The sequence below is a fragment of the Bacillus timonensis genome, from assembly GCF_000285535.1.
Classification (GTDB): Bacteria; Bacillota; Bacilli; order Bacillales; family Bacillaceae_L; genus Ferdinandcohnia; species Ferdinandcohnia timonensis.
In genome coordinates this window covers 1440955-1459461 of the sequence record NZ_HE610985.1, presented here as the reverse complement: position 1 = coordinate 1459461, position 18507 = coordinate 1440955, and the positions used below count along the sequence as shown (strand labels likewise).

The 18507-nt window shown below is 37.3% G+C and carries 18 protein-coding genes and 1 riboswitch; all 18 genes read left to right on the top strand.

Annotated elements, in window-relative coordinates; genetic code table 11:
* The first annotated feature begins 7 nt into the window (after positions 1 to 7).
* The gene (locus tag BTHG_RS07560; protein WP_010283578.1) at positions 8 to 685 is read left to right on the top strand and encodes a TenA family transcriptional regulator; all 678 of its coding nucleotides are present in this window, start codon (positions 8 to 10) and stop codon (positions 683 to 685) included.
* Positions 686 to 820: 135 nt separating this feature from the next.
* On the top strand, positions 821 to 2266 hold the full coding sequence (hpaB, locus tag BTHG_RS07555; protein WP_010283577.1) for a 4-hydroxyphenylacetate 3-monooxygenase, oxygenase component: 1446 nt from the start codon (positions 821 to 823) through the stop codon (positions 2264 to 2266).
* 135 nt (positions 2267 to 2401) lie between these two features.
* Positions 2402 to 4513, top strand: a complete 2112-nt coding sequence (locus BTHG_RS07550) for a transglycosylase domain-containing protein (RefSeq protein WP_010283576.1) — start codon at positions 2402 to 2404, stop codon at positions 4511 to 4513.
* Positions 4514 to 4631: 118 nt separating this feature from the next.
* Complete coding sequence (locus BTHG_RS07545; RefSeq protein ID WP_010283575.1) at positions 4632 to 4934, top strand: hypothetical protein; 303 nt, start codon at positions 4632 to 4634, stop codon at positions 4932 to 4934.
* A 346-nt stretch (positions 4935 to 5280) separates the two neighbouring features.
* Complete coding sequence (locus BTHG_RS07540) at positions 5281 to 5826, top strand: NfeD family protein (RefSeq protein WP_010283574.1); 546 nt, start codon at positions 5281 to 5283, stop codon at positions 5824 to 5826.
* Positions 5823 to 7358: a flotillin family protein gene (locus BTHG_RS07535; protein WP_010283573.1), complete on the top strand. Its 1536-nt coding sequence runs from the start codon at positions 5823 to 5825 to the stop codon at positions 7356 to 7358. Before BTHG_RS07540 ends, BTHG_RS07535 begins: the two co-directional genes overlap by 4 nt.
* Positions 7359 to 7634: 276 nt before the next feature.
* Positions 7635 to 8198 carry an RNA polymerase sigma factor SigY gene (gene sigY, locus BTHG_RS07530; RefSeq protein WP_010283572.1) on the top strand — a complete coding sequence of 188 codons (564 nt, stop codon included), beginning with the start codon at positions 7635 to 7637 and terminating at the stop codon, positions 8196 to 8198.
* Complete coding sequence (locus BTHG_RS07525; protein WP_010283571.1) at positions 8152 to 8502, top strand: YxlC family protein; 351 nt, start codon at positions 8152 to 8154, stop codon at positions 8500 to 8502. Before sigY ends, BTHG_RS07525 begins: the two co-directional genes overlap by 47 nt.
* The gene (locus BTHG_RS07520; protein ID WP_010283570.1) at positions 8499 to 8702 is read left to right on the top strand and encodes a hypothetical protein; all 204 of its coding nucleotides are present in this window, start codon (positions 8499 to 8501) and stop codon (positions 8700 to 8702) included. The genes BTHG_RS07525 and BTHG_RS07520 overlap by 4 nt, the downstream gene beginning before the upstream one ends.
* Positions 8699 to 8908, top strand: coding sequence for a hypothetical protein (locus tag BTHG_RS07515; protein ID WP_026021733.1), 210 nt, complete (start codon positions 8699 to 8701; stop codon positions 8906 to 8908). Before BTHG_RS07520 ends, BTHG_RS07515 begins: the two co-directional genes overlap by 4 nt.
* Positions 8889 to 9206, top strand: coding sequence for a YbjQ family protein (locus tag BTHG_RS07510; RefSeq protein WP_010283568.1), 318 nt, complete (start codon positions 8889 to 8891; stop codon positions 9204 to 9206). The genes BTHG_RS07515 and BTHG_RS07510 overlap by 20 nt, the downstream gene beginning before the upstream one ends.
* A gap of 76 nt (positions 9207 to 9282) precedes the next feature.
* Positions 9283 to 9442, top strand: a riboswitch (TPP riboswitch).
* 103 nt (positions 9443 to 9545) lie between these two features.
* Positions 9546 to 10226: a thiaminase II gene (gene tenA / locus BTHG_RS07505; RefSeq protein ID WP_010283567.1), complete on the top strand. Its 681-nt coding sequence runs from the start codon at positions 9546 to 9548 to the stop codon at positions 10224 to 10226.
* 28 nt (positions 10227 to 10254) lie between these two features.
* Positions 10255 to 10839 (top strand): ECF transporter S component, encoded by a 585-nt coding sequence (locus BTHG_RS07500; RefSeq protein WP_010283566.1) that lies wholly within the window; start codon positions 10255 to 10257, stop codon positions 10837 to 10839.
* 13 nt (positions 10840 to 10852) lie between these two features.
* The gene (locus tag BTHG_RS07495) at positions 10853 to 12316 is read left to right on the top strand and encodes an ABC transporter ATP-binding protein (RefSeq protein ID WP_010283565.1); all 1464 of its coding nucleotides are present in this window, start codon (positions 10853 to 10855) and stop codon (positions 12314 to 12316) included.
* 20 nt (positions 12317 to 12336) lie between these two features.
* On the top strand, positions 12337 to 13107 hold the full coding sequence (locus tag BTHG_RS07490; protein WP_010283564.1) for an energy-coupling factor transporter transmembrane component T family protein: 771 nt from the start codon (positions 12337 to 12339) through the stop codon (positions 13105 to 13107).
* A gap of 114 nt (positions 13108 to 13221) precedes the next feature.
* A complete protein-coding gene (locus BTHG_RS07485; protein WP_010283563.1) occupies positions 13222 to 14241 on the top strand; it encodes a thiazole biosynthesis adenylyltransferase ThiF in 1020 nt (339 codons plus the stop codon).
* A 432-nt stretch (positions 14242 to 14673) separates the two neighbouring features.
* Positions 14674 to 16431 carry an ABC transporter ATP-binding protein gene (locus BTHG_RS07480; RefSeq protein ID WP_010283562.1) on the top strand — a complete coding sequence of 586 codons (1758 nt, stop codon included), beginning with the start codon at positions 14674 to 14676 and terminating at the stop codon, positions 16429 to 16431.
* Positions 16428 to 18443, top strand: coding sequence for an ABC transporter ATP-binding protein (locus tag BTHG_RS07475; RefSeq protein ID WP_010283561.1), 2016 nt, complete (start codon positions 16428 to 16430; stop codon positions 18441 to 18443). Before BTHG_RS07480 ends, BTHG_RS07475 begins: the two co-directional genes overlap by 4 nt.
* Positions 18444 to 18507: the final 64 nt, after the last annotated feature.

The following is an 18507-nucleotide window of genomic DNA, read 5'->3' as shown; positions in this document are numbered from 1 at the left end:
TTATGTCATGGAGAAATTTGTAGAGTTAAAGAAAGTGACAGATTGTATGTTTCAAGAAAAGAAAATTGAAGAGCACCCACTGTTTGTAGCTTTAAATAACGGTGTATTGTCTTATGTACAACGAAAGGAAATTGCCCTTCAAATTTATCACGTAGTCCTGTACTTTCCACGGTTTCTTTCAGCGATTTTAACGAATATGTCAGATTACCGGATGAGAATGCCACTAGTTGAAAACCTGTTTGAAGAGCATGGAAAAATGAATGAAAAATATGTTCATAGCGAGACATATAAACAGTTTTTAAAAGGAATTGGTATTTCGGAGGAAGAAATAAACGAAAGCGAACCAAGTATCTCAGTTATTGCCTATAACCGTGGATTGACCGACTTATGTCTTCATTACCACTATTTAGAGGGACTTTCCGCACTAGGTGTTATTGAAGAAATTGTTGCTCGAGTGTCTCCGATGGTTGGTCAATTTGCCAAAAGTAACTACGGAAGTGAAAATAAATCATTGGTCCATTTCACTGACCATGAAGTACTTGATGTTCAGCATGCAAATGAAATTTATGAAGTCGTTGCTCTAAGCTATGAAGGAGAACAAAGGCAAATCATTGAACGTGGCTTAAAACTTGGCTTTTATTACCATTCTAGAATGTATACTGACATCCTAGAATCAGTTCGCTAATCAACTGTACTTCCTGTTGTACCCATCACCGCCCAATTTTCTTGTACGACCAAACCTTTCACAGGTTTCTATTTTAAAATGGTCTCACATGTTGATAGGACGGAGCATATTTTAGGTTAGTAGCCTGTGGAGGTGTTGAAAATTGGGGTAATATCTGGCAAAGAGTATATTGATAGAATTAATAAACTTCATTCTGATATATGGATTGATGGAGAGAAAGTGAAGGGGAATATTTCTGAGCATCCTGCCTTTCGTGGAGTTATGGAGAGTCAGGCAAAGCTCTATGACCTTCAATGTGATCCGACAATCCAAGACATCATGACCTTTACCTCTTCTAAAACTGGTAATCAAATAGGTACTTCCTATTTAGAACCAAAAACCAAAGAAGATTTAGAAAAAAGACGCCTCATGATTCAAATGTGGGCAAAAAGCACACTTGGAATGATGGGACGTTCCCCGGATTATATGAATACGTCCTTAATGGCGATTAGTGCTGCTGCCGATTTATTTTCTTCTAATAATCCTGAGTTTGTGAAAAATATCCGTAGGTTTTATGAGGAAGCATGTGAAAGAGATTATTCATTTACACACACCTTTATTAATCCACAAACCAACCGCTCTCTTTTTCATATGGAGGACGACGATAATATTATTGCAGCCAAGGTTATAGATGAAAAAACAGATGGGATTATTATACATGGAGCAAGATTGTTAGCTACTCAAGGTGGCATTACGGATGAATTAATCGTCTTTCCATCAGGTGGTCAATTGTTTAATAAAGACTATGCTTTTGCTTTTTCTATTCCGAGTAACACGAAAGGATTAACTTTTCTTTGCAGAGAATCATTTGCATATCGAGAATCGAAATTTGATCATCCACTTAGCTCGAAGTTTGAAGAAATGGATACAATCATCGTTTTCAACAATGTTCATGTCCCAAGGGAACGAATCTTTATGAATGGATGTATTGATTGTGCTAATAAAATGTATGCCGAAACAAGCTTTTTTCCATTGGTTTTACATCAGGTAATTTCTAGACAGGTTGTAAAAACAGAAAATCTACTAGGGGTTGCTCAAGCTTTAGTAGATACCATTAACATTGGCGGATACCAGCATGTTCAAGAAAAAATCAGTGAAATTATTATTGGGCTAGAGACTATGAAAGCATTATTGTTAACATCGGAAATTCAAGCGAAAATGGATAAATGGGGTACAATGGCCCCAGCAATTTACCCTCTTTATAGTGCAATAAATTTATACCCTCGCCTATACCCGCGTTTTACAGAGATTTTACAGCTATTAGGTGCGAGTGGCCTAGTATCAATTCCAACTGAAAAAGATTTTGCAAGTGAGAAAAGAGCTGAACTTGATCAATACTTACAGGCCGCAAACGCTAATTCATTTGATAGAGTAAAGCTCTTTAGACTTGCGTGGGACCTTTGTATGAGTGCATTCGGATCAAGACAAACCCTATATGAGCGCTTTTTTTTCGGTGACCCGGTACGTCTTGCAAGTAATCTATACCGCAATTATGACAGAACTGAACTAACAAACCGAATCAATAAATTTTTAAAAAATTAGTTCGACTACCTTTATCCATTCCACTTTGTTGAAATAAAATCCGTTTGTATACTCATAAATTTTTTTCTTGTTCGAATAAATATATGTAGCGCTATTTTGCGATATTTTAGTACGTGCACATCTGGAGGCGTTCGAATGGGAAAAAACTTCAAGAAGTCTTTGTCCGAAGTGGGAAGAGGTAAAATCATACTATTGATAGGGTTGCTTTTTATTCTATTCGTTGCTGTTGGACTCAACATGTATATCAATTCTCAGGATGTTAGTGCTTTAAATAATCCATTACCGGAACCTACCCTTATTTATGATAAAAATGGCGAGATTGCGAGTAAGGTTCCCGGACCTAAAATTGAAGGTGTTCGTTATGAAAAAATTCCGCCACACGTCATTAATGCTGTAATTGCCATTGAAGATCGTAGATTCTATAATCACCCTGGCGTGGATTATATCGGGATTTTTCGTGCACTATTCCGAAATTTAAAAGCGGGTGGAATCGTCGAAGGTGGAAGTACGATTACCCAACAATTAACAAAGAATGTCTTTCTAACTCATGAACAAACATTGACGAGAAAAATAGATGAATTCTTCCTTGCTCAAAAAATTGAGCGTACATTTTCAAAAGAGAAAATCATGGAAATGTACCTGAATCAAATTTATTTTGGTGAAGGTGCATGGGGAATAAAAAATGCTGCTAGAACGTATTTTGGCAAAGAGGTTCAGGACTTAACAGTTAGTGAAGGTGCAATTCTTGCAGGTTTAATCAAAGCACCTTCTTCGATGAATCCATTAATAAATAAGGAAAAATCGTTTAACCGAAGGGATCTTGTTTTACAAATGATGGAGGACCAGGGATACCTTACATCTAAACAAGTGAAGGAAGCCAAGTCACAGGAAATCGTGTTCAAAGGTAGACAACTTGATCCGTATGAAGGAAAGTATCCATATTATGTTGATTATATTATCGAAGAAGCCATTGAAAGGTATGGTCTCACCCAAAACGAGGTTATGTCCGGCGGCTTGGAAATCTACACAGAGCTTGATCCTCATATGCAGGAATCTGTAGAAAATGTATTCAAAAATGACAGCCTATTTCCTGAGAGCTCTGAAGACCAATTGTTACAAAGTGGTGCAATTTTAGTGGATCCTAAGACTGGGGGAATAAGTGCACTAGTTGGAGGGCGTGGGGAGCATGTGTTTCGAGGTTTCAACCATGCGACCCAATTAAGAAGGCAGCCAGGATCAACGATTAAACCGCTCGCTGTGTACACACCAGCACTTGAACATGGATATAGCATCTATGATGTCTTGCCAGATAAACCAATGAGTTTCAATGGTTATCAGCCATCAAATGTTTCCGGGAACTTCAAAGGCAGTGTGACGATGTATGATGCAGTAAGGAATTCTGATAATGTTCCAGCCGTGTGGCTTTTAAACGAGATTGGGCTTAAAACTGGGATTGATTCAGCAAAAGAATTTGGCCTTCCGATTACTGAAAATGACCAAAACTTAAGTATTGCTCTAGGAGGCCTTTATAAGGGTGTTGCTCCGATTCATATGGCAGAAGCATTTACAACTTTTCCGAATGAAGGAAAAAAGACGAAAGCACATTCTATTTCAAAAATCGTCGACTCCAATGGCGAAACGATTGCAGAATGGAAGGAAGAGCCTGAACAAATTACGACCCCTGAGGTTGCGAAAAGAATGACCTTTATGTTGAAGGGTGTTGTTGAAAACGGATCAGGTCGTAATGCAAAAATCGAAGGACGAGAAGTAGCTGGAAAGACTGGTTCTACCCAGGTATCCATTGACGGCATAAATGGTGCTAAAGATATTTGGATGGTCGGCTACACACCTGAACTTGTCGGTGCAATTTGGCTTGGATATGACAAGACAGATGCGAACCATTATGTAACAACGACAAGTTCGACAGCCGCTACTATTTTTAGAGAAATGATGCAGCAGTCATTGAGTAATATACCGCCTAGCTCATTTAATCTCCCAGCCTATCAGCCTCCTGTAAAGAAGAAGGAGAATGAATGGAAGGAAGATAATGGGAAGGGCAATAATAAAGACAAGTGGAAGGTAGAAGAGAAAAAGAAGAAAGAAGAAAAGAAAAAAATAAAGAAGAAGAGAAAAAACGGAAAAAGGAAGAAAAAAAACACAAGAAAGACAAACATAATGACTAAAGAGCAAGTTCCAAAAAAAAGGGCTTGCTCTTTTTTGATTGAACCTGTATTGAATGTCACATAAGAAATACTTATGAATTTCTATAATGAAAAAATCATTTATTCAAGAACGGTTGTAGAGTATTGTAAGATTAGGAATAATTTGTATGTTTTTTTAAAAAAGAGGGTTATGAATCTACTTTATGAAAATTGAAAGAGTGGGTGCGCATGAAAAAAGGAGTACTATTCGGGATGGCGTATGTTTATTCATTCTTTTGGCAGTTGGAATCGGATTATATTATTCCCAATTTGAAGTGCCAAGTAATAAAATAATCTCCAACGCTGAGCAATCAGAGGTTAATCAAAGTTTTAAGGAAGCCTTTGAGGCGGACAAGGAGAGAGTTGAAAAGAAAAAGGAGGTAGAAAGCAACAATAGTTGGAAACCGTCACCAACTTTTGTATTAGTAGCCATCTCGATAGGAGCAGAGCAATCGCCGATATCATGATTGTGATTGTTTGGGCACGTCACGAAAATAAGAAGCGGGAAAGTGAGGTGAAAGAAATCGGCAACTAAAACAACGAATCACTGATTACTCCGTCTTTTGGTGGATTATTGGGTTAGGGATTGTCCAAAAAAAAGAATGAAAAATTAGTTATATACTGGAGATATGTGGTTGCATATATTGTGTTTGGTTTTATTTTAAAAGCTTGGATTACAAAAGAATTCATGTAAATCTATACTTAGAAAAGACTAGAAAATTTTTTTGGAAAAGTGAAACCTTCTTCATCTCTATTCCGTAAATAACAATGTATAGAAAATTTCAAATTGATGTTAAATATGGAGGTGAAGCTATGGAAATATTCGGATATGACATTCAAACCATCTATCTGGCTGGTCTAGTTATAAGTGGAATAGGTACTCTTCTATTTATCCTATTTGGTGATTTTTTAGAAGGAATCTTCCCTGACAGCTTTCTGAGCCCTACACTCATTTTTTCATTCCTCACGTTTTTAAGCGCATCTGGTTATATTTTTGAAAAAATACTTTCCTTTCATAGTTTCTTAATTTTTGTTATTTCACTCGTATTAGCACTTATTTTAGTTACATTATTGAATGTTTTCGTATTAATTCCATTGTCTTCTGCAGAAGAGTCAATGGTGTACAGAGAAGAGGATTTGAAAGGACGAATTGGAAAAGTCATTACTTCAATCCCTGTTGATGGTTTCGGTGAAGTAGTGATTGAAGGAATTAGTGGAACAATCGCAAAATCAGCAAAAAGCTTTAATAACGAACCAATTCCTTATGATGAAAAGGTTCTTATTATAGATAGTAAAGAAGGCGTTGTCTACGTCTTACCTTACCAAAATATGACGATAAAAGGGGGAAATCAACTATGACAACAGGAATATGGATTGTTATAGGAGTTGTCGCATTTTTACTTCTTGCACTTATTGGGGTTTTTGTTACAAAGTATAGAACAGCAGGTCCCGATGAAGCTTTAATTGTTACTGGAAGCTATTTAGGTGGAAAAAATGTTCACGTGGATGAATCAGGAAATCGGATCAAAATTGTTCGTGGTGGCGGTACATTCGTACTTCCTGTTTTCCAACAGGCTGAGCCATTAAGTCTCTTATCTAGTAAACTTGATGTTCAAACACCTGAAGTATATACAGAGCAAGGTGTACCAGTAATGGCCGATGGAACAGCAATCATTAAAATCGGCGGATCTATTTCTGAAATTGCAACGGCTGCAGAGCAATTTTTAGGTAAACGAAAAGAAGATAGAGAAAATGAAGCAAGAGAAGTATTAGAAGGTCATCTTCGTTCAATTCTTGGGTCAATGACCGTTGAAGAAATCTATAAAAATCGTGATAAGTTCTCTCAAGAGGTACAACGAGTTGCATCACAGGACTTAGCAAAAATGGGTCTTATCATTGTCTCATTTACTATCAAGGATGTTCGTGATAAGAACGGTTACCTTGATTCATTAGGTAAGCCAAGAATTGCTCAAGTTAAACGTGATGCAGACATTGCAACTGCAGAAGCTGAAAAAGAAACAAGAATCAAACGTGCCGAAGCAGAGAAAGAAGCACAGAAGTCAGAGCTAGAGCGTGCTACAGAGGTTGCGGAAGCAGAAAAGATTAACCAATTGAAAATTGCCGAGTTCCGAAGAGAGCAGGATATCGCAAAAGCGCGTGCTGACCAAGCCTACCACTTAGAAGAAGCTAGAGCAAAACAAGAGGTTACTGAGCAGCAAATGCAAATACAGATTATTGAAAGACAGAAACAAATTGAGCTCGAAGAAAAAGAAATTTTACGTCGTGAAAAGCAATATGATTCAGAGGTTAAGAAGAAAGCGGATGCTGATCGTTATGCAGTTGTTCAAGCGGCAGAAGCAGAAAAGGCGAAACAATTGGCAGAAGCAGATGCAAATAAATATCGAATCGAAGCCATGGCAAAAGCCGAAGCCGAGAAGATTCGTATCGATGGTTTAGCAAAAGCAGAAGCCCAGCGTGCACAAGGGGAATCTGAAGCAGATATTATTCGCTTAAAAGGTCTTGCTGAAGCGGAAGCAAAACAAAAAATTGCCGAAGCATTCGAACAGTATGGAAAAGCAGCTATCCTAGATATGGTTATTAAAATGCTACCTCAATATGCAAAAGAAGTCGCTGCACCATTATCAAATATTGATAAGATTACGGTTGTGGATACTGGCAGTAGCGGGGAAAATAGTGGTGCAAACAAAGTAACCGGTTATGCGACAAACCTAATGTCAACTCTTCAAGAATCGTTAAAAGCATCATCAGGTATTGATGTAAAAGAAATTATTGAAAACCTATCGGGTAAAGGAAATGTGAGAAACAGCATCGATAATTTAACTGATGAACTAGTCCAATCTAGAAAAAATGAAGCAACAGATAATCAATGATTTTTTGAAAAAGAAGCCAGACCTACCTATGGTTCTGGCTTCTTTTTTTGGGTGTCTAGCTCCACGGTCCATCGGCTCTCTGGCAAGCCAAGCGCTTTCAGTTAGCGCTTTACTTATGATTGCCGCCGATTAGCGAACGCCTTGTGCTTTTCTTTGTTAAACTGGGGAAAATGAACTTAATAAAAAAATTTTAGCTGAAGTGAACTTTTTGATTGGTTTATTCGTATTATTAACAAAATAAAGATGACCAAATCTTCTTGGGGGAGAATTCATTGCATGGATGAAAAGGAACTAATTCGCAGTGCAAAGCGTGGTGATTCACTCGCGTTTGCGATGCTTTTTAAGGAGCATTATCCTTTTTTAGTAAAATACTTAATAAAAGTTACAATGAAGCCTGATACGGCTGAAGACTTAGCACAGGAAGCGATGATGAAGAGTATGGAAAAAATCAAAATGTATAACGGTAAAGCAAAATTCTCCTCATGGCTTATAACAATTGCGACAAACTTATACATTGACGATCTCCGTAAAAAGAAACGCGAACAAAATTTTCAGCAACAAGAACAGGCATTACGTAAAATGAAGTGGCAATTTGAAAATCAGTCAGAGGATTGGAATGATGTCCTTAATGCACTTGGTAGACTTTCTGATGAAATTCGGATTCCAATTGTTCTAAAACATTATTATGGCTATTCGTATGAAGAAATTGCAGAAATGCTTCATATCGCCATTGGTACTGTTAAATCAAGAATACATAATGGAATCCAAACAGTAAGAAAGGAGTTGAGGCCCAATGAGGAAAAACAAACTAATCCTACTAAAGAACGAACAACGACATGAAGAGGATCCAGAAACGATTCAAGAAATAAATGAGGCACTGGCTAAAATAGATCACCATTATTCGGTTTTCACTCCTGATCTACAGGTATTTGAACAAATGGTCGCGGTAGAACAACAAAAACAAAAGAAGAAATTTAGGCGAGATCTATCTAGATTTATTTTAATTGCTTTGTTCATTATGACTGGCCTAATCACGGCATTTTTTCAATTGCCGACTGCCTTTATCATCATTCAGGGTATTGCAACAATCAGCTTTCCTATTTATAGCTTTTACCGTTATCGGAAACGGGTGATGGGTACATGAAGACGTATGATATCAAGTTTTGGATAGTAATCGTAGTCATACTTCTCATTCAAAGTTTTTGGCTGTTTTTAGACGCAAGAAAGCGGGGACATAATTACTGGTTTTGGGGAATTTGGGGATTAATTCAAACTCCAATGCCTATTGTTTTTTATCTTATATTTGCAAGAAAAATCTATCGACGTAGAGCAGGTAGGGAATGATGAGGAATATTGCGAAATATATTGTATTGATGATAGCCATTGTAGGACAAATCGTAGGCATTGTATTTTTGTTTATTGATATTTCAAAGGCGCTGACGTTTTATGCATTTTACATGGTTGCCATTGTTCTATTATTTGCCCTATTAGTTTGGGAACGAAAACGTGAGAAAGAGGAGGATGACGAAAATGATTATCGTGACTACTGATTTTGTACCCGGTAAAGAGATTAAAGAATTAAAGGGATTTGTAAGAGGAGGTACAGTTCAATCCAAGCACATTGGCAAAGATATCATGGCAGGATTGAAGACAATTGTTGGAGGAGAAATTTCCGATTACACAGAAATGTTAAAAGAAGCTCGTCAGAAAGCAATTGGCAGAATGGTAGATGATGCGAAAACAAAGGGTGCAAATGCAATTATTGGGATGCGTCTACAAACCTCATCGGTCATGCAAAATGCCTCTGAAATTATTGCTTATGGTACTGCTGTTTATGTAGAAGAATAGTTGAACGTAAAAAAAGGTCTTGATTAACTTTTACAGCATGTTATGATTAGAAATGAGAAAATTGCATAAATAATTGTAATTCCACTAGGGGAGCCTTTAAGAAAGGTAAATGATACAGAGTCGTTTTCTTGAATCATTTACAAAAGGCTGAGATTGAGGATTGATTTTTCATAACCTCGAGACCCTTAGAACCTGATCTGGTTTGTACCAGCGTAGGGAAGTGGGGAAATAGTCTATTTGTATTTTTTATGTCTACTTCTAAACCACTTTCTTTACACTACGCTGTGTAGAGAAGGTGGTTTTTTATTTTGCAAATAACATGTGGGAGGTAAAGTAAAGATGTTATTTTCAGAGGAAATTCGCAAAGAGGCAAACGACATTTGGGAGGCAAGTTTTAATCATCCTTTTGTCAAAGGAATTGGGAACGGGACATTGCCCATTAAGTGCTTCCGGTACTATGTTATGCAAGACGCCTATTATTTAACTCATTTTGCAAAGGTGCAGGCATTAGGTGCAGCAAAAGCAGATGATTTACACACGACAAACCGGCTTGCAATTCATACACAAGGTACATATGAAGCTGAATTAGCGTTGCATAAAAGTTTTTCAGAGAGACTAGGGATTACAGAAGAAGAGAGAACTACCTTCAAACCTGCGCCGACAGCTTACGCGTATACATCACACTTGTATAGAGCCGCATATTCTGGGCATTTAGGTGATGTAATTGCTGCTTTATTGCCCTGTTACTGGTTATATTATGAAATTGGAGAAAAGCTTAAAAGTTGTAAACCAGAGGAACCTATCTACCAGGAATGGATTGCAGCCTACGGAGGGGATTGGTTCAAAGAGCTAGTAGAAGAACAGATTGATAGAATAAATGAAGTAGCGGATAAAAAAACGCAAGCTGACCGGGACCGTATGAAGGAACATTTTATCATTAGTAGTCAATATGAATACTCCTTTTGGGAAATGGCCTACCGTTTGGAGGGTTGGCCAGTTCATAATCAAATAATTGTATGATCACTTAAGATGAAAGGGAGTGTTATTTTTGAACAAAGGGTTAAAATTAACCGATATTTTGGTCACAATTGTGATTGCAATAGCATTCGGAATTGTTTATATAGTTTGGGGCTCCTTATATTATATTGTAAAGCCAATGGGGATTCATGCTGATCAATTTCTATATGGAATGTGGTTTATTGCCGCAACTGTTTCGTATCTCGTGATTCGTAAGCCAGGAGTTGCATTATTAGCGGAAATTGCCGCTGCTTCAGGTGAATTTATATTAGGTTCTCCATGGGGCCTAACGGTTCTTCTTTATGGTGTTGTACAGGGGCTGTTTGCTGAAATAGTATTTATGATAGTTCGGTATAAAAGCTATAACCTGTTTGTGGTTGTGTTAGCAGCTTTAGCTTCATGCTTGGGATCTGTAATGATGGATTTGGCCTATGGAGAAATAGGGGATTTAGTTGCGTGGAATCTACTTTTATTTCTAATTGCTAGATTTGTTGGGTCTATCCTATTTGCCGGTTTATTTGCATACTACCTTGTAAGAGTGTTAGAGATGACGGGAGTTACGAATCTAGTACGCCCACTATCGAAAAATGACTTTGATGCACTTGATCAAAAATAAAAGGGTGTCGAAAATGGAATCAATTGCCTATGTAGAAAAACTACGATTAAAGTTTCCGGGAGATGAGTCCTTACTTTTTAAGGACTTATCTTGTCATGTCAAAAAGGGAGAAAAGATTTTACTTCTCGGCCCATCCGGGTGTGGGAAATCAACACTCCTTCAAGTACTAAGTGGGATTATTCCGAACTCAATTGAAGTACCAATGAAACTGAACAAATTACAGGTGCCATTACAATGGGGCTATGTTTTTCAAGATCCAGACTCTCAGTTTTGTATGCCATTTGTTGATGAGGAAATTGCATTTGTCCTGGAAAATTTACAAATTCCTAGGGAGCAAATGGAAGAGTGTATTAAAAGTCATTTAAACCAGGTTGGGTTGAACTTAGAAAATATCCATACAAATATTCAGACTTTGTCTGGGGGAAACAAACAACGTTTAGCCTTAGCTGCAGTTTTGGCGCTAAATCCCGATGTTTTGTTTTTAGATGAGCCGACAGCCATGCTTGATCAAGTTGGAACAAAAGAGATTTGGGAGGTAATTAAGGGAATCGGGGACGATAAAACATTAGTAATTGTGGAGCATAAGCTGGACCATGTTCTTGAACTTGTGGACCGAATCATCCTTTTTAATGATACTGGAGAAATCGTTGCTGATGGTAATAAGATAGAGATTTTATCAAATTATAAAACGTTCATGAAAGAATATGGTATTTGGTATCCTGGGGCATGGAATCACTTCGTAGAAGATTTTGAATGGGGGCAACAAGGTAGTCCAAATCTAGAAAATCCTCCAGTTATTAGCCTTACACAATTTAAGGGATTTAGGCAGTCGAAGGAAAAAATTTGTGTAAATGATGTCAAGGTTCACACAGGGGAGTGGATTGTGATAAAAGGGAAGAATGGTGCTGGAAAAAGTACTTTACTACACTCACTCATGCAGTTCATTAAGACAACAGGGCATTATTCGCTATATGGAAAGACAATTACAAATGGTAAAGTGCTGAACAGATTGATGACCTTTGTTTTTCAAAACCCTGAGCTTCAATTTATCACAAACTCTGTTTTTGAGGAAATTGCATTTTCATTAAGAATTGAAAAACAGGACGAACAAGAAATAGCAGAAACGGTAGAGGAACTACTACAAACCTTTCACCTCACGAAGCATAAAGATAAACATCCTTATCAGTTATCAATGGGGCAAAAAAGAAGATTAAGTGTAGCAGCCTCAATCGTGAGGGGTCAGCAAATTCTTTTGTTAGATGAGCCTACATTTGGACTTGATTCAAAAAATACATTTGCACTCCTTACATTATTAGAATATTACAGACAAAAGAATAAGACGATTATTATGGTTACACATGACATGAAAATTGAAGAGTACTTTGCGACAAGGGTTTGGACAATAGACAATGGAGAATTGATAAAAGATGAAATGGTAAAAAAGTCAAAGGTTCACCATACCATCGTGTCTGTTTAAAGGGAGAAAGGAAACTATTTATGGAGCTGTTAAGTAAAGAAACATGGCTACATAGAATTAATCCCAGTATAAAGCTGTTGGTAGTAGTCAGTTTATGTATAGTTATATTATTTATTGATAATCTTTATCTACTCATTCACACCTCGCTAGTTGTATTTATTTTATTTTTTTGTTTCACGGGACATTCTTTTAAAAAAATCTTATTACTAACGTTGCCATTTTTCATCATATTTCTCTCAACCTCATCCTCTATGATTCTATTTGGGAAAGGAGAGAATGTACTGTTTAAGTGGGGCTTGATTATAATATCAGAGGAAAGCATATATAAAGGGCTTATTGTCGGGTTTAGAGGAATTATTTTTGCGGGGATAGGCTTAACATTTGCTTTAACTACAAGGCCGGTTTTTCTTTTTTATTCATTGATGCAGCAATTAAAGATGCCTCCCAAATACGCATATAGTTTTATGGCGGGGTTACGATTAATTCCTATTATGATTGAAGAGTTTCAAACCATACAAAATGCGATGCGTGTTCGTGGGGTTGAGCGTCAAAAAGGGTTGAATTCTATCTTTTTTAGACTACAAGCTTATTCTATTCCCTTATTATCACAAAGTATTAGACGTGCCCATCGAATTGCAGTAGCAATGGAAGCAAAACGATTTACAAACCAAAAGAAACGAACGTTTTACTATGTACTCGCTTTATCCAAATTCGATATCATTTTTATCCTTTATTTTGTGATTATGCTCTGGCTTGGGCACTATGCCATGCAAATCCTTTCGATTTTATAGTATGGGAGGCATGACACTTCATTAAAAGGAATAAGATGTGTTACGATATTTTCAAGATTAAGGATAATAGATTTTGAATTGGGATATGTAGTTGTAAGGAAGGAATGATACGTGTTGACTGAACGCTATTCTCGGCAAGAGTTATTTACTCCCATTGGAATCAGTGGTCAAAAGAAGATTAGAAATAAACATGTTCTGATAGTAGGTGCTGGTGCACTTGGAACAGGAAGTGCCGAGGGACTTGTTCGTGCCGGCATCGGAAAACTGACGATAGTAGACCGTGATTATGTGGAATGGACGAATTTACAAAGACAACAGTTGTATAGTGAAGAAGATGCTGCCAATCGTTTGCCAAAGGCAGTTGCTGCTAAGGAACGCTTGAAAAAAATAAATTCTGAGGTTGATATCCACGCACATGTAATGGATGTTTCCATTCAAGAGATTGAAGATATCATTGATAGTGTCGATTTAATAATTGATGCCACGGACAATTTTGACACAAGGATGCTCCTTAATGATGCTTCACAAAAATATAAGATACCATGGATTTACGGAGCATGTGTCGGAAGTTATGGAATTAGCTACTGCATTTTGCCTGGGGAGACACCTTGTCTACATTGCCTTTTAGAAACAGTCCCAATGGGAGGACTCACATGTGATACGGTTGGGATTATTAGTCCGGCAGTACAAATGGTGGTTGCCTATCAAGTAACGGAGGCACTCAAAATATTAGTTGAGGATTACGATGCACTTCGGAACAAACTTGTTTCATTTGATTTATGGAAAAATCAACACACCGCAATTAAGGTTGATAAGGTGAAGAAGGAAGGCTGTCTTTCCTGTGGAACAGATCCAACCTATCCTTTTTTATCTTTTGAAAATCAAACAAAGTCTGCAGTTTTATGTGGAAGAGATTCTGTTCAAATACGACCAAGTGAAAAAATTGAAAGAGATTTAGATTCTCTTGCAGAACTTTTCATCGCACAAGGTGGAAAAGTCGATAAGAACCCTTATTTAGTATCCTTTACACAAGGTCCAAACAGAATGGTTGTATTTAAAGACGGACGTGTTCTCATCCACGGAACAAAAGATATATCAGTAGCAAAGAGTCTGTATCATCGATATTTGGGATAATTTCAAATTTAAAATTTATCAAAAAAATTCTGATTGACAATAACTTGTCCATGGTGTTAATCTAACAAAGTATTAAGATTACTATAAAATGGAAGGGAGGGTTACGAAATGAAAAAGCTACATATTTTTCCTATTAACTTTATACAATTCGTGACCTTTCCTATTGTAGCTAACATTTGATAAACCAGAATGGTTAATTACACTAGAAGACACAGGTCACGCTATGCTGACGTGTGTTTTTATGCTTTTAAGGGCATATCGCTTTTGCGCGCGGTATGCCCTTTTTGTGTCTTTTTTGGTACAGCAACCAGAGGTTGTTTACTATAAAAATCTTTTTAGGGAGGAAGTTGAAATGAATGTGATTATTAGCTTGAAATATGTTGGAGATCCAGAAAGTGGCTAGTAAGTGGAAGTTGAAGGGAGAGGACAACTATGTTTTCAGTTTTAGGTAAATTAGGTTGGTTTTTTAAACAATATTGGAAAAGATACACCGTTGCAATCCTGTTGCTAACGTTAGTAGGAATCTTAGAAGTCATTCCTCCAAAACTAATTGGGGTAGCAATCGATGAAATTCATATAGGTACACTAACATCTGAAAAAATCATCCAATATTTATTATTTCTAGTAGGTTTAGCCATTGTCATTTATGGAATTACGTATGTTTGGATGTATCAATTATTTGGTGGTGCCTTCCTCGTTGAAAGGATACTACGTGGTCGTTACATGAGGCATTTATTAAAAATGAAACCTAGCTTTTACGAGAAAAACCGTACGGGAGACTTAATGGCACGTGCAACCAATGATTTGAAATCGGTTTCTCAAACAGCAGGGTTTGGGATATTGACTTTAGTGGATTCAAGTATTTTTATGCTTACAATCCTCTTTACCATGGGATTTTTAATTAGCTGGAAGCTTACATTAGCAGCATTGATTCCACTTCCAATTATGGCGATTGTCATGAATATTTACGGAAAGAAAATTCATGAGCGATTTATGGAAGCGCAAGAATCGTTTGGAACATTGAATGACCAGGTTCTTGAATCAATCGCAGGGATTCGTGTTATTCGTGCGTATGTCCAAGAAAAAGCGGATGAGCAACGATTCCATAATTTGACGGAAGATGTTTTTCGAAAAAATATAAACGTCGCAAAAATTGATGCTTTATTCGATCCAACGATGAAAATTTTAGTGGGCATAAGTTATTTAATCGGCTTAGGATATGGAGCCTATCTAGTCTTTCATAATGATATAACATTAGGTGAACTTGTTTCATTTAACGTTTATCTTGGGATGATGATTTGGCCGATGTTTGCAATCGGTGAACTCATTAACATTATGCAACGTGGAAATGCTTCTCTTGACCGTGTAAATGAAACACTCGCATATCAACCAGATGTCGAAAATCATGAAAGTACAAGGAAAGTGGAGTTGCCTGAACAAATAGATTTTCGTCATGTTACTTTTCAGTATCCAACTTCTACAGTGAAGAACCTAAAGGATGTTACTGTAACGATTAATAGAGGTGATACTTTAGGTGTTGTCGGAAAGACAGGAAGTGGAAAAACAACATTTGTGAAGCAGTTGCTTCGTGAGTATCCAGTTGGTGAAGGGGAACTTCTGATTTCAGGTACACGCATCGAACATATTGCAATGGAGGATCTCCACGGCTGGATTGGCTATGTACCACAGGATCATGTTTTATTTTCACGGTCTGTTCGTGAAAACATTCTGTTTGGTAAAAAGGACGCAACCGATGTTGAGCTTGAAAAAGCAATTGAGCTTGCTGCCTTCCGAAAGGATTTAACAATGCTTCCTGAAGGGTTACGGACACTTGTAGGTGAAAAAGGAGTTGCATTATCAGGTGGGCAAAAGCAACGAATTTCAATTGCACGTGCCTTATTGGTTAACCCAGAGATTCTGATTTTAGATGATTCATTGTCAGCAGTTGATGCGAAAACAGAAACAAAGATTATAGAAAACATCAGAAAAGAGCGCTCAGAAAAAACAACAATTATTACGACACATCGATTATCTGCCGTGGAGCATGCTGACTGGATTATTGTACTTGAGGATGGTCGAATTGTTGAAGAGGGTACACATGAACAGTTGTTGGCCCTAAAAGGTTGGTATAAAGAACAATATGACCGCCAACAGGTAGAAGAATTAACAGAAAGTGGGGTGACGGCATGAACGTAGGAAAACGACTTATTTCTTATGCACTCCTTTATAAAAAAATCATCATTTCAGCGTTACTTATGCTTTCTATTGCAGTTGCCGCTGAATTGACAGGTCCATTTATTGCAAAGACGATGATAGACGATCATATTTTGGGAATTGAGAACACCTGGTATGAATCCACTGAAAGTAAGGATGCTGTAGAATACAAGGGCAGTTGGTATAAACGCTCCGATAATTTTTTACAGGGTGAAGAAAAAGGTGATGAGGCTCGTATTTTACAAGTTGGCCGTGCTTATTATTTTGTAAATGGAGCAATCCAATTTGATGGAGAACGAGCAATAACAAACGGAAACCTTGAAATTACCAGAAATGGTGAAACGGTGGAGTACCCTACAACAAAAGTAACTGTTGATGAGTTACTAGCTTTTTATCGTCCGGAAATTCCGAAGCTAATCAAACTTATTGTAGCTTACTTTGGTTTACTAGTCGTTGCCGCTCTTTTTCATTTCGGCCAACGTTTCTTGTTGCAGACATCCTCAAATCGTATTATTCAAAAAATGCGTGAAGATGTATTTGCGCAAATACAGAGGTTACCCATACAATATTTTGATAATCTGCCCGCAGGTAAGGTGGTTTCACGAATCACCAATGATACGGAGGCAATTCGTGAGTTGTATGTAACGGTTTTAGCAAACTTTTTCTCTAGTATCATTTACATCACAGGAATCTTTATTGCATTATTCCTATTAGATGTGAAGCTTGCTCTTATTTGCTTAATTTTGGTGCCAATTTTAGTTATTTGGATTAAAGTCTATCGATCATATGCTTCAAAGTATAATCATAAGATTCGCTCCCTTTTAAGCGAAATTAACGGGATGATTAATGAGTCCATTCAAGGAATGAGTATTATTCAGGCCTTCAAGCGTCAGGAAGAATCACGAAAGGAATTTGAAGCTCTTAATGAAAAGCATTTTTCTTACCAAAATAAGATGTTGAGTTTAAATGCACTGACATCCCATAACCTTGTGGGAGTACTACGAAATGCTTCATTCGTTGCATTGATCTGGTATTTTGGAGGTGCATCCTTGTCAGCAAATAGCATCATTTCTCTTGGGGTCCTTTATGCGTTTGTTGATTATTTAAATCGGTTATTCCAGCCAATCACGGGTATGGTTAACCAGTTAGCGATATTAGAACAATCCTTGGTTGCGGGGGAACGAGTTTTTACACTACTTGATTCAGAGGGTGTTGCTGTCAATCAGGAGGAAATGCCTCGCTATAAAGGAAATGTAGTATTCGACCATGTTAACTTTGGATACAAAGAAGGGGAGTACGTCTTAAAAGATATTTCCTTTGAAGCAAAACAAGGAGAAACCGTAGCACTTGTTGGGCATACTGGCTCTGGAAAAAGCTCAATCATGAATTTATTATTCCGTTTTTATGATTGTAAGGAAGGACAAATTTCGATTGACGGGAAAAATGTCAATGATATCCCAAAGCAACAACTTCGTAAACATATGGGAATTGTCTTACAGGACCCCTATCTTTTTACTGGAACGATTGCTTCAAACGTAAGCTTAGATGACCCTTTCATATCGAGAGAAAAGGTAGAGAAAGCTTTACTGGACGTTGGCGCAGATCAGTTGTTAAAAAACTTACCAAAAGGTTATGATGAGCCAGTAATTGAAAAAGGAAGTACATTGTCATCAGGTCAAAGGCAATTAATCTCCTTTGCACGTGCACTTGCATATGATCCAGCCATTCTTATTTTAGATGAAGCTACGGCAAGTATTGATACAGAAACAGAGGCAATCATCCAAGAGGCGTTAGAAGTCTTGAAAAAAGGAAGAACGACCTTCATTATTGCACATCGTTTATCAACGATTAAAAATGCAGATCAGATTCTCGTCCTTGACCGAGGTCGAATTGTTGAGCAAGGAAATCATGATCAGCTGATGCAGAAAAAAGGAAAGTATTATCAAATGTATCAGCTTCAACAAGGAAAAAGTTCGAGGGCAGGCTAAGGGTAGGAGTCACAAAAAGTTCATTCCTTTGACAAAATACTGCCTTAAAATAAACCTAATTTTT

Coding starts and splice junctions, on each gene's coding strand:
- tenA (WP_010283567.1), top strand. CDS start 9,546: ATGTTATTTTCAGAGGAAATTCGCAAAGAGGCAAACGACATTTGGGAG.
- BTHG_RS07490 (WP_010283564.1), top strand. CDS start 12,337: ATGGAGCTGTTAAGTAAAGAAACATGGCTACATAGAATTAATCCCAGT.
- BTHG_RS07535 (WP_010283573.1), top strand. CDS start 5,823: ATGACAACAGGAATATGGATTGTTATAGGAGTTGTCGCATTTTTACTT.
- BTHG_RS07515 (WP_026021733.1), top strand. CDS start 8,699: ATGATGAGGAATATTGCGAAATATATTGTATTGATGATAGCCATTGTA.
- BTHG_RS07550 (WP_010283576.1), top strand. CDS start 2,402: ATGGGAAAAAACTTCAAGAAGTCTTTGTCCGAAGTGGGAAGAGGTAAA.
- BTHG_RS07495 (WP_010283565.1), top strand. CDS start 10,853: ATGGAATCAATTGCCTATGTAGAAAAACTACGATTAAAGTTTCCGGGA.
- sigY (WP_010283572.1), top strand. CDS start 7,635: ATGGATGAAAAGGAACTAATTCGCAGTGCAAAGCGTGGTGATTCACTC.
- BTHG_RS07475 (WP_010283561.1), top strand. CDS start 16,428: ATGAACGTAGGAAAACGACTTATTTCTTATGCACTCCTTTATAAAAAA.
- BTHG_RS07560 (WP_010283578.1), top strand. CDS start 8: ATGGAGAAATTTGTAGAGTTAAAGAAAGTGACAGATTGTATGTTTCAA.
- BTHG_RS07545 (WP_010283575.1), top strand. CDS start 4,632: ATGAAAATTGAAAGAGTGGGTGCGCATGAAAAAAGGAGTACTATTCGG.
- BTHG_RS07540 (WP_010283574.1), top strand. CDS start 5,281: ATGGAAATATTCGGATATGACATTCAAACCATCTATCTGGCTGGTCTA.
- BTHG_RS07510 (WP_010283568.1), top strand. CDS start 8,889: ATGATTATCGTGACTACTGATTTTGTACCCGGTAAAGAGATTAAAGAA.
- BTHG_RS07480 (WP_010283562.1), top strand. CDS start 14,674: ATGTTTTCAGTTTTAGGTAAATTAGGTTGGTTTTTTAAACAATATTGG.
- BTHG_RS07525 (WP_010283571.1), top strand. CDS start 8,152: ATGAGGAAAAACAAACTAATCCTACTAAAGAACGAACAACGACATGAA.
- BTHG_RS07520 (WP_010283570.1), top strand. CDS start 8,499: ATGAAGACGTATGATATCAAGTTTTGGATAGTAATCGTAGTCATACTT.